This window comes from Jiulongibacter sediminis (assembly GCF_001306455.1).
GTDB classification, from domain to species: Bacteria; Bacteroidota; Bacteroidia; order Cytophagales; family Spirosomataceae; genus Jiulongibacter; species Jiulongibacter sediminis.
In genome coordinates, this window is sequence record NZ_LGTQ01000009.1 from 301,411 (window position 1) to 314,555 (window position 13,145).

At 41.9% G+C, this 13,145-nt stretch carries 13 protein-coding genes; 4 read left to right on the forward strand and 9 right to left on the reverse strand.

Annotated elements, in window-relative coordinates; genetic code table 11:
• Positions 1 to 246 precede the first annotated feature (246 nt).
• Genes AFM12_RS12045 through AFM12_RS12055 form a run of 3 tightly spaced genes read left to right on the forward strand, consistent with a single transcriptional unit; the run spans position 247 to position 5,868 of the window.
• Positions 247 to 1,362: an efflux RND transporter periplasmic adaptor subunit gene (locus AFM12_RS12045; RefSeq protein WP_055148526.1), complete on the forward strand. Its 1,116-nt coding sequence runs from the start codon at positions 247 to 249 to the stop codon at positions 1,360 to 1,362.
• Between the two features lie 2 nt (positions 1,363 to 1,364).
• A complete protein-coding gene (locus tag AFM12_RS12050) occupies positions 1,365 to 4,556 on the forward strand; it encodes an efflux RND transporter permease subunit (RefSeq protein WP_055148527.1) in 3,192 nt (1,063 codons plus the stop codon).
• A complete protein-coding gene (locus tag AFM12_RS12055; RefSeq protein ID WP_082391317.1) occupies positions 4,537 to 5,868 on the forward strand; it encodes a TolC family protein in 1,332 nt (443 codons plus the stop codon). The genes AFM12_RS12050 and AFM12_RS12055 overlap by 20 nt, the downstream gene beginning before the upstream one ends.
• Before the next feature lie 3 nt (positions 5,869 to 5,871).
• Here AFM12_RS12055 and AFM12_RS12060 read toward each other — a convergent pair whose 3' ends face one another.
• The 9 genes from AFM12_RS12060 to AFM12_RS12100 form a co-directional block, all read right to left on the reverse strand.
• Positions 5,872 to 6,177 (reverse strand): MmcQ/YjbR family DNA-binding protein, encoded by a 306-nt coding sequence (locus AFM12_RS12060; protein WP_055148531.1) that lies wholly within the window; start codon positions 6,175 to 6,177, stop codon positions 5,872 to 5,874.
• On the reverse strand, positions 6,177 to 6,542 hold the full coding sequence (locus AFM12_RS12065) for an iron chaperone (RefSeq protein WP_055148533.1): 366 nt from the start codon (positions 6,540 to 6,542) through the stop codon (positions 6,177 to 6,179). Before AFM12_RS12065 ends, AFM12_RS12060 begins: the two co-directional genes overlap by 1 nt.
• 90 nt (positions 6,543 to 6,632) lie before the next feature.
• Positions 6,633 to 7,010, reverse strand: a complete 378-nt coding sequence (locus tag AFM12_RS12070) for a DoxX family protein (protein WP_055148535.1) — start codon at positions 7,008 to 7,010, stop codon at positions 6,633 to 6,635.
• Between the two features lie 9 nt (positions 7,011 to 7,019).
• A complete protein-coding gene (locus tag AFM12_RS12075; protein WP_055148537.1) occupies positions 7,020 to 7,505 on the reverse strand; it encodes an SRPBCC family protein in 486 nt (161 codons plus the stop codon).
• A gap of 88 nt (positions 7,506 to 7,593) precedes the next feature.
• Complete coding sequence (locus tag AFM12_RS19915) at positions 7,594 to 8,412, reverse strand: SRPBCC domain-containing protein (protein ID WP_229308498.1); 819 nt, start codon at positions 8,410 to 8,412, stop codon at positions 7,594 to 7,596.
• Positions 8,409 to 8,738, reverse strand: coding sequence for an ArsR/SmtB family transcription factor (locus tag AFM12_RS12085; RefSeq protein ID WP_055148539.1), 330 nt, complete (start codon positions 8,736 to 8,738; stop codon positions 8,409 to 8,411). Before AFM12_RS12085 ends, AFM12_RS19915 begins: the two co-directional genes overlap by 4 nt.
• 148 nt (positions 8,739 to 8,886) lie before the next feature.
• A complete protein-coding gene (gene tatC, locus AFM12_RS12090) occupies positions 8,887 to 9,750 on the reverse strand; it encodes a twin-arginine translocase subunit TatC (protein ID WP_055148541.1) in 864 nt (287 codons plus the stop codon).
• 81 nt (positions 9,751 to 9,831) lie between these two features.
• Positions 9,832 to 11,112 (reverse strand): serine hydroxymethyltransferase, encoded by a 1,281-nt coding sequence (glyA, locus tag AFM12_RS12095; protein WP_055148543.1) that lies wholly within the window; start codon positions 11,110 to 11,112, stop codon positions 9,832 to 9,834.
• An 80-nt stretch (positions 11,113 to 11,192) separates the two neighbouring features.
• On the reverse strand, positions 11,193 to 11,768 hold the full coding sequence (locus tag AFM12_RS12100; RefSeq protein ID WP_082391318.1) for a DUF4494 domain-containing protein: 576 nt from the start codon (positions 11,766 to 11,768) through the stop codon (positions 11,193 to 11,195).
• A 213-nt stretch (positions 11,769 to 11,981) separates the two neighbouring features.
• Between AFM12_RS12100 and AFM12_RS12105 the strand changes: the two genes are divergently transcribed.
• Positions 11,982 to 13,064 carry an aminotransferase class V-fold PLP-dependent enzyme gene (locus AFM12_RS12105; protein ID WP_055148545.1) on the forward strand — a complete coding sequence of 361 codons (1,083 nt, stop codon included), beginning with the start codon at positions 11,982 to 11,984 and terminating at the stop codon, positions 13,062 to 13,064.
• The last annotated feature ends 81 nt before the right edge of the window (positions 13,065 to 13,145 follow it).

Consider the following 13,145-nt stretch of genomic DNA (forward strand, 5'->3'; position numbering starts at 1 on the left):
CCAACGAAGAGTAAGTGCCGCGAAAACCAAGAGGTTAAATATTATTGGTAAGGATTGAGGAGGTTTTCTTCATCTGAATATTAATAAAGGTCGATCTTATTGCGGAATAGATATAAAATCAGGCATTTTGCAACAAAATAAGTTTGAAACGAGTCGCTTTTGGGATTTCTTTGCGACCACTAGTCGGATCGGCACCCATGCGTTTTTGCCGATATCATTAACAAGTCAATCAATATTAAAGATCAAATGAGACTTCTCATCAGTATTTTACTGGGTCTGGCCATTCTTGCCGGTGCCTTTTTTCTCTCCAAAAAGCTAAAAGATAGTAAGCAGCCGCCAAGGGCCAGAAGAGATCAGACGGTCAATACCGTCTATGTGGCTCCCGCCCAAAATATGGACCTGCCCATCATGATAGAAACCAATGGAACTATCAAGGCTCAGGAGCGTATTGAGCTTTACTCTGAGGTTCAGGGGGTGCTTTTGCCAGGTAAAAGAGCTTTCAAACCGGGTCAGCGATACCAAAAAGGAGAACAGTTGCTTCAAATGGATTCTAAAGAGTTTTACTCCAGTTTGGTGGCTCAGCGAAGCAATCTCTACAACTCTATTGTTTCTATTATGCCTGATTTGAAGTTCGACTTGCCGGAGTCTTTTGACCAATGGCAGGCTTATCTGAACGAATTTGATATTCAGAAAACGCTCAAAGAATTACCGGAGCCTTTGAACGAAAAGGAGAAATACTTTATCAACTCCCGCCAGATTGTTTCTACCTATTTCACCATCAAAAATCTGGAAGAAAGATTGGTTAAATATAAAATCACAGCTCCCTTCAGTGGAATTTTGACTGAGGCCTTGGTTGATCCCGGAACCTTAATCCGTACCGGTCAAAAGCTGGGGTCACTCATTAATCCTGCAGTTTTTGAGCTGGAAGCCAATATTAATGCTGACTACCTGGAGTATTTGAAGATTGGGAAAAGGGTTACCGTCAACGATCTCAGCGGAGAACATACCTGGAATGGTTTTGTAAAAAGGGTGAATGGTATTATTGACCCGGCCACTCAAACGGTTCAGGCCTTTATTCAACTCAGCGGGGCCGGATTGACCGAAGGAATGTTTCTTGAAGCTTCTGTGACTGCTCAGACAGAACCAAATGTAATGGAGATTGACAGATCGCTTTTAACTTCTGATAATAGCGTTTTTGTGGTAAGAAATGACTCGGTTTTAAAGAAGGAGTCGGTGACAGTAGTGAGTGTTTCGGATAGAAAAGCCATGATCAGAGGAGTAGAAAATGGAGCTCTGATGCTAAACAGAGCCTTACCGGGTGCGTATGATGGAATGATTGTTCAAATCTCAAATCCGGAGTAAGCATGCGAAAAATAATAGCCTATTTTATCAAGTTTCCGGTGGCGGTGAACGTCGTCATTGCCGCCTTTGTCATTTTCGGAATTTTCGGAATTCTAAATCTGAAATCCTCCTTTTTTCCACTTTCCGATTCTAAAATCATCACTATTGCAGCCATTTATCCGGGTGCATCACCTCAGGAGATTGAAGAAGGGGTGATTCTCAAAATTGAGGATAATCTCAAAGGACTTGTGGGGATTGACCGAGTTACCTCTGTTTCAAGAGAAAGCTCTGGTACCGTTACGGTGGAAATTGAAAAAGGGCAGGATATCAATGTCTTGCTCGCCGAAGTCAAAAACGCCGTTGACCGGGTGCCGTCTTTCCCGACAGGAATGGAGCCGTTGGTGGTAGAGAAAACCGAAAACGTCAGAGAAACCATCAATTTCTCGGTAAGTGGTGAAAATCTACCTTTAAGTACTCTGAAAAGTATTGCCCGCGATATTGAAAATGATCTTCGTGGAATGGATGGTATTTCACAGGTTGAGCTCTCAGGTTTCCCGGAAGAGGAAATAGAAATTGCGGTTCGTGAAAAAGACATGCTGGCCTATGGCATTACTTTTCAGGAAGTGGCTCAGGCGGTTTCCAGAGAAAACATTTTGGTAACCGGAGGAAATATAAAAACCTCACAGGAGGAGTACCTGATCAGGGCCAATGGCCGAACCTACACGGCGAAAGAACTGGATAAGCTCATCGTAAGAAGTAACCCGAACGGTAAAGTCATCACACTCAGAGAAGTCGCTGATGTTCGTGACCGATTCTCGGAAACACCGAACATGAGCTTTGTGAATGGGAAACTAGCCGTGAATATTGGAGTCAGCAATACCAATGACGAAGATTTGATTTCGTCCGCAGAGAAAATCAAAGCTTATATTGAAGAATTCAATGAAACTCATGAGAATGTCAATCTCGATATTCTTTTTGATGCCTCGGTAACGCTGAATCAAAGAACACAGCTTCTGGGTGAAAATGCCGCCATGGGGATGCTGTTGGTACTGATTTTTCTTTCGCTTTTTCTCAATACACGACTTGCCTTTTGGGTGGCAATGGGGCTGCCGATCTCCTTTTTGGGGATGTTCATTTTTGCCTCCTTTTTTGATGTGACTATCAATGTTCTGTCCCTTTTCGGGATGATCATCGTGATCGGTATTCTGGTGGATGACGGTATCGTAATTGCTGAAAATATTTATCACCATTATGAGAAAGGAAAAGACAAGATAACGGCTGCCATTGATGGTACTATGGAAGTGATTCCACCTATTGTTTCAGCCATTATCACCACTTTGCTCGCTTTTGGCACCTTCCTATTTCTCGATAGTAGAATCGGTGAGTTTTTCAGTGAAGTGGCTGTAATTGTAATTCTAACCTTATCGGTTTCTTTACTTGAAGCCTTAATTATTCTTCCTGCTCACCTTGCTCATTCGAAGGCTTTGGAGCCTCAGGATAAGAAAGAGAAAAAAAAGGGTTTGGCTCTGGTCTTCTCAAAATTGAGGGAGTTCAATAAAATAGGGGAGCGGTTTATCAATTTTGTGAGAGATCGGGTTTACGAACCAATGCTCAGATTTGTAGTAGAGTATAAATTTTTGACCATCTCCATCTTTGTGGGTCTTTTGATAGCTACTATGGGAGCTATTCAGGGCGGTATTATTCGTACTTCCTTTTTCCCAAATGTGGCCTCTGACCGCATCCGTATTACCCTTAAAATGGAGGAGGGTACTAATGTGAGCATAACGGATTCCATTTTGACCTACATTGAAAAGAAAGCCTGGGAGGTCAACGAGGAGTACACTGAAAAACAGGGTACCGGAGATGAGGTTTTCCAGAGTGTGATAAAAAATATTGGGCCGGGTTCGGCTAATGGAAGTTTGGTGATTAACCTGCTTCCCGGTGAATTGAGAGCTTTTTCCTCGCCTGAAATAACAAACTCAGTTCGGGAGAATGTCGGTGATATTTACGGTACTGAATTATTGACTTTTGGCTCTGGTGGAAACTTCGGCGGCTCTCCGGTGTCTGTTTCTTTGCTGGGCAATAATATTGCTGAACTCAAGAAAGCCAAAGAGGAGTTAAAGCTGGCTATGGCTGAAAATCCAATATTGAAGGATATAGCTGATAATGACCCGAAAGGAATCAAAGAGATTAAAATCAAGCTTAAACCGAGTGCTTTTCCACTCGGCTTAAACACTCAGGATGTGATGTCTCAGGTGAGGAGTGCTTTCTTCGGCTTGCAGGTTCAGCGTTTTCAAAGGGGACAGGATGAAATCAAAGTCTGGGTACGCTATGAGCTGGCAAACAGATCGAGCATCAATAACCTCGACAAAATGAAAATTCTGACGCCGGATGGTGCCAGAGTGCCTTTCAAAGAGATAGCGAACTACACGATAGAAAGAGGAGAAATTGCGATCAATCACCTCGAGGGACGTCGTGAAATTCAGGTGACAGCAGATTTGAAGGATCCGAAGGCCTCCGCCCCTGATATCATTGAAGATTTAAGACAAAATGAGATTCCACAAATTCTGGCGAAATACCCGAGTGTTTCCGCACTGTATGAAGGTCAGAACCGTGAATCAGGTAAGCTTCTGGCCTCAGTAAAACTGGTAGTGCCCATCATTCTTTTTCTGATGTATGCCACTATTGCGTTTACTTTCAGGTCATACGGTCAGCCTTTCTTGTTGTTGATTATGATACCATTGAGTATGATTGGTATTGCCTGGGGGCACTGGTTTCATGATCTTCCGATCAATTTCCTGTCTGCTCTCGGTATCATTGCCCTTATCGGGATTATGGTGAATGATGGTCTGGTTTTAATTGGTAAATTCAATAGTTATCTCAAAGAAGGGATGGATTTTGATACTGCTCTTATCCAGGCCGGGACTTCACGATTCAGAGCGATTTTCCTGACTTCGCTAACCACTATTGCCGGACTGGCTCCGCTTATTCTTGAGAAAAGTCGTCAGGCCCAGTTTCTCATTCCAATGGCCATTAGTATCGCCTATGGTATTGCCATTGCCACCGTGCTCACATTGATTGTACTTCCTATCTTATTGTCAACCAGCAACAGAATAAAGGTTGGTTTTAAATGGTTACTGACCGGCAATAAAATCTCAAAAGAAGAAGTAGAAAGAGCTGTTATTGAATTAAATAATGAAGAATTACATGTTTAAGCGTTCAACACCATTTATACTTTCTCTGTTTCTAGGTTTGAACCTTGCTTATACTCAGGAATATTTGTCAAAAGACAGGGCTGTTGAAATGGCACTTGAGAAAAATTTCAACATCAAAATTGCTAAAAACGCTATTGAAATTGCAGAGGGTAATGCCTCCAAAGATAATCTGGGATATAAACCAACGGTCACGGTTTCCGGAGGTGCCAATTATAATCTGGATAATTCGACAGCTGTTTTTCAGGATGGCCGGGAGACCAATCTGACTTTTGCGGCCTCAAATAGTGTCAATGCCGGAGTTGGGGTCAACTATGTCCTTTTTGATGGTTTTAACCGTCAGTTTAATCTAGAAAGAAACCTTCAAAGTTATACTGCCAGCCAGCTCAATGCCCGTCTGGCTTTGGAAAATGTACTCTTGCAGCTCTTTAATGCCTATTACGAGGTTGCCAGACTTGAGGTAGATACAAAGAGTTTAAAAGAGTTATTGGAAATATCAAAAGAGCGACTTGAGCGGGCAAGAGTTTCGTATGATTATGGTGTGGGCACTTTGCTTGATATTTCGAATGCGGAGGTAGACGTGAATACCGATAGTATAGCGGTGCTGAATCAGGATCAGCTGATTAAAAATGCCCGTCATAATCTCAATTTTATTCTCAATTCAGATGTTTTGACTGATTATGAGGTGGACACCAACGTCGCGTTTGCTCCATTGCTGACCAAAGAACAGCTGCTTAAGGGAATAAAGGGGGCTAATGTTCAGTTACTTCTGGCTGCCTCTGATATTCGTTTGAGTGAAATTGACGAGAAGTTAACGACCACTACCAAGCTGCCGACCATCAGTTTAAATGGTGACTACGGCATCAACCGATCAAAAAATAACCCGGCGTCCTTTCTTGACAGAATTCAGTCCAATGGTCTTACAACAAGTTTGAATGTAAACTGGGCAGTTTTTGACGGTGGCCGAAGAAAAGTACAGGAGCAGAATGCAAAAATTACCCGTCTGAATCAGGAGTTAAATTTTGATCTCCTTTATCAGCAGATTCTAAGGGACTTTGAGAATGCCTGGAGCACATACCAAAACAGGCTTACTATCTGGAAAGCTCTGGAGCAAAATGTAATCACAAGCCGACTGAATTTTGAGCGTTCTGAAGAACGTTACCGTCTTCGTCAGATCACTTCTTTGGCGTTTCGTGAGGCTCAGTCGAACTATATTTTGGCTTTAACCAACCGTAACCGGGCCAAATATGATGCTAAACTCAGTGAGCTTCAGGTATACAGCATTGCAGGTAAAATTCAGGATGCTCAGTATTAAAGTTTATGTTGAGGCAATCTGGTAAGCAGTTTCAATAATCTGGATTAAGGTTTCATCATCCAGTTGGTTGAATTCAATGGTGGTCCAGCCCTGTAATCCCCATTTGTTAGTTACAGGATATATTACGGATTTGTTGGGTAAAGAAAACAGGTCCTGATCTTTAGGAGTTAGCTTGACATTGATGTGATAAGTTTCTGGAATGTGCGTCAGGAATATTCTTTTAGAACGGAAAGCCGTTCGGTCAAAATGAGGTTTTTCAATGACATTTTCCAGTGAAAGGCAGAAGGTCCTGATTTCGTCAAAAGTCATTATTTCTTCATTTCCAGGTTTCCTTTCACTCTAAATTTGACAACCCGAACAATTAAATCTTCAGGTAGCGGCTGATCGATCGGAAATTGGACGGAGCCTTTACCGGTTTTGTATTTTGAAAACTCTTCTGCAAACTCCGAGTGGCCTACAGGCGTAGCATAAAAACCAATATGTTTATCGTAACCTGCAAAGTAAACCAGAGGCTTTTTGTTCAACTTATAGCCGGGCATCCCGTAAGAAATTTCCTCTTTGGCATCCGGAGCATTTGATCGAATAAGCTCTCGCATTTGATGCAGAAGTTCCTGCGTGTGCTCCGGAAAATTTGCGATGTATTCTTCGACAGTAGCTGGTTTTAAGCCTTTCATAGAGGAGTAAATTAGTTATGATAGGTAAAAATAAAATGACCTGCCGGATATCCGGCAGGCTGATTACGTCAAAATACTAGTTGAAATGCGTCAGGCTTTCAGCCACCCCATCTTTCTGTACCAGAAATAATAAGAGAGAAACAGGAAGCCTACAAAGACAAAGAAGAAAGCTACCTGGGGCGAGAAACCTTCGGTTAGAATGATAGAAACAAAGGCTGAAAGCAGATCAAAAAATAAACCGGCGTAGGCCCACTCTTTCACATTTCGGGGGATCATCGGTAGTAATATCAGGACAGAACCAATCACCTTCATATATCCGATATAAGGAATGAAGTACTCAGGATAACCCAGCCCCGTAATCATTTTTACCGCTTCAGGGTCTTTTGTAATATTACCGATGGAAGAGAAGATCATAAAAGCTGAAAAAAGGCCGGTAACAACCCAATACGTAATGTTTTGTCTGTTCATTTCAGGTGATTATAGTTTTGATAAATAAGATTCAAGTTGATCAAAAGTTCCGGAAAAACCTTGATTCATTCCTTCAAACATTCCTTCAAAAAAAGCGATTTCCTCTTCAGTAGCGTTATAGGGTACTCCCTTGATAGTCAATAGAGTTCCTTCCTTATTGGCCTCCAGATTTACGGTATTATGAATCTCCAGTGGAAATTCAGCTGCAAAAGGAGGTTTGATTTTATTCCCTTTACCATCAGCAAATGAATTCAACCATTGAATTTCTGTTGGTCTTTTCATGGAAATAAACTCCATGATTCCATACGAAATCTGCTCACCCATTTCCATAGTATAATGGAATTTGCCCCCGGGTGTAAAATCATGAGCGAGGACATTCAGACCCATGCCGGCCGGGCCCCACCAGGCTCCAAGGGCCTCGGCTGAGGCAAAGGCGTCATAGATTTTCTCCGGACTGTGTTTGTATTGTCTTGATATGATTAATGGTTTTGACATATTCAAAGAGTATTTAAGTATTGTTCCATTCTGGTATAATTGTCTTTCTGACCTTCTGCGGCATTGAAAACTTCGACGGTTCGGATCATCATTTCGCGAGTCTCAAAAACAAGTCGCAATCGATATTAGTTTTATCTCCAAGATCTTTAAAGAGGACAGTAGCCCTGAACTTTGGCCCGGTCAGATGATCATACACAATCTTTTTATGATGGATGATTTCCACAAAAACTGATTCATTACGGTAATTGGTACCGTCTGGTCCATGCATGGTCAGATTCCATTCTCCACCAGGGTTCATTTCCATTTTACTGATGGTGTTGGTAAAACCATGTGGCCCCCACCAGTTTTTGATATGATCTGGTTCTGTCCAAACCTGCCATACATTTTTAATGGGGTGATTGATCACCCGGCTGAGTCTGATCTGTCTTTCCTCTTCAGGTTCTTGTGTTTTTATCGTATGGTCTGCCAGATAGTTCTCTAAATTTCCAACAGTCTGCTTCAACCCTTCGTTAGCTCCAACTGCCTTCACTGTTTCCAGAAAAACCTCTCTGGACTCAAAAATCATATGCCAATGAAGGTGTGTTTTTTTGCCCTCTGATTTAAATGTGATGATCGATCTGAATTTGGGTGTACCGAGGTGGTCATAGGAAAAGGTTTTCAGGGGCACTATTTTATGAAAAACGAAATGAGTATCCCAGGTTTGGCCATCTGGCCCGTCCATCACAAATTGCCAGTCACCCTGAGGTTGCAGGTCCATTTTTGATATCTCAATGCTAAAGCCATTTGGCCCCCACCAATTTTTTATGTGCTCTGGTTTTGCAAAAACCTCCCAGACTTTTTCAACAGGATGATTGAGGGTTCGGGTCAAAATGATCTCCCTATCTGTAGTATCTCCGTTATAGCTCATTTTTTATCGTCTTTATGTAAAGAATCTAAGTAAACTTCCAGGGCATCCAGTTTCTGCTCCCAGAATTGTTTGTATTGCTTAACCCATTGATTTACTTCAGCGAGCTGGTCAAGTTTAGCTTCGCAAACCCGCTCCCGGCCTTTTTTGTGTACGATGATTAAACCACATTCATTCAAAATTTTCAGGTGCAGCGAAACAGCCTGCCGACTTATATCAAAATTCTCAGCTAATGCATTGATATTTTGTGGCTCTTTGGCCACCATGCCAATTATTTCTCTCCTTGTGGGGTCAGCAATCGCTTGAAATACATCTCTTCTAGCTTCCATACGCAAGTATTTGCTTGCAAATATATATGCAAGTTTTTACTTGCACAATAAAGTGTTTGAAAAAAAGTCGGATTATCGCCAATTGCTAAAAACAAAAAAAGCCCAACCTGTTACCAGATTGAGCTTTTTGTATAAGCTTTTTTTAGTCCTAAATAGCCGATTTGGCTTCCTCTTTCAACTGTCGTCTGTATTCTCTCCTGGAAACCACAATACTAACCTCGTAAAGGAAGTATAATGGAATGGCCACTAAAATCTGGGAGATCATATCTGGAGACGGAGTAATAATCGCTGCTACGATTAAAAGTACGACGATTGCATGACGACGATAAGTTTGCAAAAAGGTAGGGTTAACAACTCCAACTTTCGTTAGAACAAAGATCGCCATAGGCATCTGAAAAGTTACCCCACAGGCCAATACCAGCGTGGAAAGAACCCCGATATAAGACTGAATATCAAACTGGTTTTCAATGCTTGGGTCAATCTGGAAGTTCACGAGGAAATTGATAGCAAAAGGAGCCACAATGAAGTAGCCAAAACAAATTCCCATTAAAAAAAGCATAGTTACATAGAAAACAGCTCCACGACTTGCCTTTTTCTCAGTGATTTTCAGCCCTGGTTTCACAAAACGCCAAATCTCCCAGAAAACGTAAGGGAATGCGATCACTAAACCACCAATAGCCGAAGCAGTAAGCTGCATCATAAACTGCCCTGAAACCTGTCGACTCATGAGCGAGAAATTCATTTTCTCAACACAAAGCCCGGTCCAGCCCACCGCTGTACCAATTTTACACATCATTCTGTAGGTCCAGAAGTCAGGCTCTGAGGGGCCAAGTATGATTGTATTGAAAATCCAGTGCATAGAAAACCACGCAAGGATCATAAACACTAATATTGCTCCCAAACTACGAATCAGATGCCATCTTAATTCTTCCAGATGTTCAATAAAGGTCATTTCTGATCCTTCTTCCTGATCTTCGTCGTAGTCGATTTCTTTAGATTGGTCTAATGCCATTTTGATTAATAATCTGACTTTAAAAGTAACAAAAAACCTTGCCCGTAGTTCACGAACAAGGTTCAATATTTTAATCTTATCTTATTGAAACAAAGGATAATCCTTCATCCACTCATTAATCTCTCCTCTTACAGAAGCGATCACCGCATCGTTATCATTGTTGGTTAAGACTTTGTCAACCAGACCTACCATTCTCACAAAATCATCTTCTTTCAGGCCTCTTGTGGTCATGGCAGCAGCACCTACACGCATACCGCTGGTAACCATCGCTTTTGCTTCATCAAAAGGCACCATGTTTTTGTTTACCGTTATGTCGGCTTTGATTAGCGTGTTCTCTGCCAGTTTACCTGTAATGCCTTTTGGTCTAAGGTCAATCAATGCCAAATGGTTATCTGTACCACCAGAAATTACTTTATAGCCGAGTTTCACAAATTCGTTAGCCATCACATTGGCGTTTTTCTGAACCTGCTTTACGTAATCAGCGTACTGGTCAGTCAACGCTTCTCCAAAAGCCACAGCTTTACCGGCAATGGCATGCTCAAGCGGTCCACCCTGTGTGCCTGGGAACACTCCGGAGTCTAGTAGCGAAGACATACTTCTGATAGCACCTTTCATAGTTTTCTTTCCGAAAGGGTTATCAAAATCATTACGCATCATAATCACACCACCGCGAGTTCCTCTAAGAGTTTTGTGGGTGGTTGTGGTTACAATATGACAATGATCAAACGGATCGTTTAAAAGTCCTTTGGCAATCAAACCGGCAGGGTGAGAAATGTCAGCCAACAATATAGCTCCGATCTTGTCGGCAATATTTCTCAATCGTTCATAGTCCCAGTCTCTTGAGTAAGCCGAAGCACCACAAATGATCATTTTCGGCTTTTCAGCCAATGCCTTCTGCTCTACTTTATCCCAGTCGATAAGCCCGGTTTCTTTTTCAACACCATAAAAATGTGGCTCAAAATACTTTCCTGAGATATTAACTTTAGAACCATGAGAAAGGTGACCACCATGAGAAAGGTCAAAACCTAAGATTTTATCACCAGGCTCCAGACAGGCTAGGAAAACCGCTGTATTTGCCTGAGCACCTGAGTGCGGCTGTACGTTTGCCCACGTAAGTCCAAAAAGTTCTTTGAGTCTATCAATGGCCAGTTGCTCCAGCTCATCGACTACTTCACATCCACCATAATAGCGTTTGCCAGGTAGGCCTTCAGCATATTTATTGGTTAAAACACTGCCTGTAGCTTCCATTACCTGCTCAGAAACAAAGTTTTCAGAGGCAATCAGCTCTATACCATGAAGCTGCCTTTGGTGCTCTCTCTTAATCAGATCAAATACTTGAGTATCACGAGTTATCGTAGACATGAACGCTGTTTTTTATGAGGTTTTTGAAATGAACTGCAAAAATAAGGGAAGCCCTTTATTTTGCTCTATAAATATCTTTTTTATTCGGTTTCTTCTTCGTCGCCTTCTGATTCAGAATCATCAAGCTCGTTTACCGGAGCAGGAATCACAGGTTCAGCATTTTGTGTGGCTTCGGCCTCGATCTCAGCCAATGGCCTGAAATTGCCGTTTTCTACCTTTTTGGCATCCATTTGATCGTATGGGATAACTTCGAGAATTTTAGTGGCATTGATATCTGAAATAATATAGTCTTCTGTGGCTCCAAGTCTTTGAACCAAGGCTTCATAAGCATCTTTAACATTTAAAGCATTGATCAGCATCACTACGGCCGTTTTCTTCTCCTGTTTCGTTTTCTCATCAAAAATGATGTACTGCACACGGCATTTAAACCAAACCTCGGCGTTGTTTTCCTGAACAAAAACCTCGGCTAGTTTCATTTTGGTAATGGCTGTCAGCTCAAAGTGCGGACGGCCACCGGCCAGGTAATCATAGCCACGTGCCTCGGCATCAGTATAGGAGACCGCATCAAAAAGATAAGCTTCTGTGATGTTTTTGACCTTATCGTCTTCAATAACCTGTTGAAATTTGATTTTGACCTGATACCAACTTGTATGCATTAGAATAGATTCTTTTTTTGATGAAAAATGAAGCTGCAAATGTAGGGTTTACATGGAGAACGACTCCCTTCAATTTCAAAAAAAACGGAAGATGCTAAATCACTAAGCAGATGATTGTTTATGTCCGGAAAGAAATAAAATCTATTAGACTGTTACACGGCAATTGTCCGTATTTCGTATAATTTTGTGCCTTCATTTTCAATAACAGTTTTGATGTCTAGAAGTAAAACATTCTTTACGGCCGGTCCGGCTGAGCTTTACCCACGTTTTGAGGAGTTTTTACAGGATTTTGTCGATCAGCAATTGGGGTCAATTTCTCACCGAAGTCAGCAATTCAAGGATATTTATCAGCATACTGACGAGCAACTGAGGGAGTTGATGAACATACCTGCTGAAAACGCCATCATGTTTACCGGTACGGCCTCTGAAATTTGGGAAAGAATTGTTCTAAACTGCACAGAGCTGGAAACCTTTCACCTGGTGAATGGCTCATTCTCAAAGAAGTTTTATCAATATGCTGATAGCCTGGGGCGTCATGCTCATAAGTTGGAAAAGCCAATGGGTGAGGGCTTTAGTTACGCTGAAATTGAGGTTCCGGAATTTGCAGAGCTTATTTGTGTTACACAAAACGAGACCAGCACTGGAGTTCAAACCCGAGAGCCTGATATTAATAAATTGAAGCGTGGAAATTCCTCAAAGCTCGTGGCGGTAGATATGGTTTCTTCAGCCCCTATTCCTGAAATTGATTTTTCTCTGGTGGATACTGCTTTTTTCTCTGTTCAGAAATCTTTTGGCTTACCGGCTGGGCTTGGAGTTTGGATTGCCAATGAGACTTGTCTGGCCAAGTCTGAAGAGTTGGCTGCCAAGGGCTCTATAGGGGCACATCATTGTTTGCCGGACCTTTGGAAACAAAGCAGGGCTTATCAGACTCCGGCAACGCCTAACGTTATGGGTATTTACCTTCTTGGCCGCGTAGCGGAGGATATGAATAAGAGAGGTATTGATAATTTGAGAAAAGAGACCGATGCCAAGGTCAATAAGCTCTATAAATACTTTGAGAAGAAGGAAGGTTTTTCATTGGGTGTTGAGAAGCCTGAGCACCGTTCCAGAACGGTGGCGGTGATCAATACGGAGAGACCTTCTGCTGAGATCATCAACGCCTTAAAAGTAAAAAATCTCATCGTAGGTGCTGGTTATGGCCCCAAAAAGGAGAGCCAGATCAGAATTGCCAATTTCATTGCCAATACCCCTGAGCAGATAGATGCCCTAATCGCCGCCTTTGATGAGTTATTTTAGTGGAAGTTAAAAAAGCTGAGGGTTAGCCGTTTATTGAGAAATTATTCTCAATATGGATTTTTGAACTATAAAAAATATGAT

Coding starts and splice junctions, on each gene's coding strand:
- AFM12_RS12045 (WP_055148526.1), top strand. CDS start 247: ATGAGACTTCTCATCAGTATTTTACTGGGTCTGGCCATTCTTGCCGGT.
- AFM12_RS12050 (WP_055148527.1), top strand. CDS start 1,365: ATGCGAAAAATAATAGCCTATTTTATCAAGTTTCCGGTGGCGGTGAAC.
- AFM12_RS12055 (WP_082391317.1), top strand. CDS start 4,537: ATGAAGAATTACATGTTTAAGCGTTCAACACCATTTATACTTTCTCTG.
- AFM12_RS12060 (WP_055148531.1), bottom strand. CDS start 6,177: ATGACTTTTGACGAAATCAGGACCTTCTGCCTTTCACTGGAAAATGTC.
- AFM12_RS12065 (WP_055148533.1), bottom strand. CDS start 6,542: ATGAAAGGCTTAAAACCAGCTACTGTCGAAGAATACATCGCAAATTTT.
- AFM12_RS12070 (WP_055148535.1), bottom strand. CDS start 7,010: ATGAACAGACAAAACATTACGTATTGGGTTGTTACCGGCCTTTTTTCA.
- AFM12_RS12075 (WP_055148537.1), bottom strand. CDS start 7,505: ATGTCAAAACCATTAATCATATCAAGACAATACAAACACAGTCCGGAG.
- AFM12_RS19915 (WP_229308498.1), bottom strand. CDS start 8,412: ATGAGCTATAACGGAGATACTACAGATAGGGAGATCATTTTGACCCGA.
- AFM12_RS12085 (WP_055148539.1), bottom strand. CDS start 8,738: ATGGAAGCTAGAAGAGATGTATTTCAAGCGATTGCTGACCCCACAAGG.
- tatC (WP_055148541.1), bottom strand. CDS start 9,750: ATGGCATTAGACCAATCTAAAGAAATCGACTACGACGAAGATCAGGAA.
- glyA (WP_055148543.1), bottom strand. CDS start 11,112: ATGTCTACGATAACTCGTGATACTCAAGTATTTGATCTGATTAAGAGA.
- AFM12_RS12100 (WP_082391318.1), bottom strand. CDS start 11,768: ATGCATACAAGTTGGTATCAGGTCAAAATCAAATTTCAACAGGTTATT.
- AFM12_RS12105 (WP_055148545.1), top strand. CDS start 11,982: ATGTCTAGAAGTAAAACATTCTTTACGGCCGGTCCGGCTGAGCTTTAC.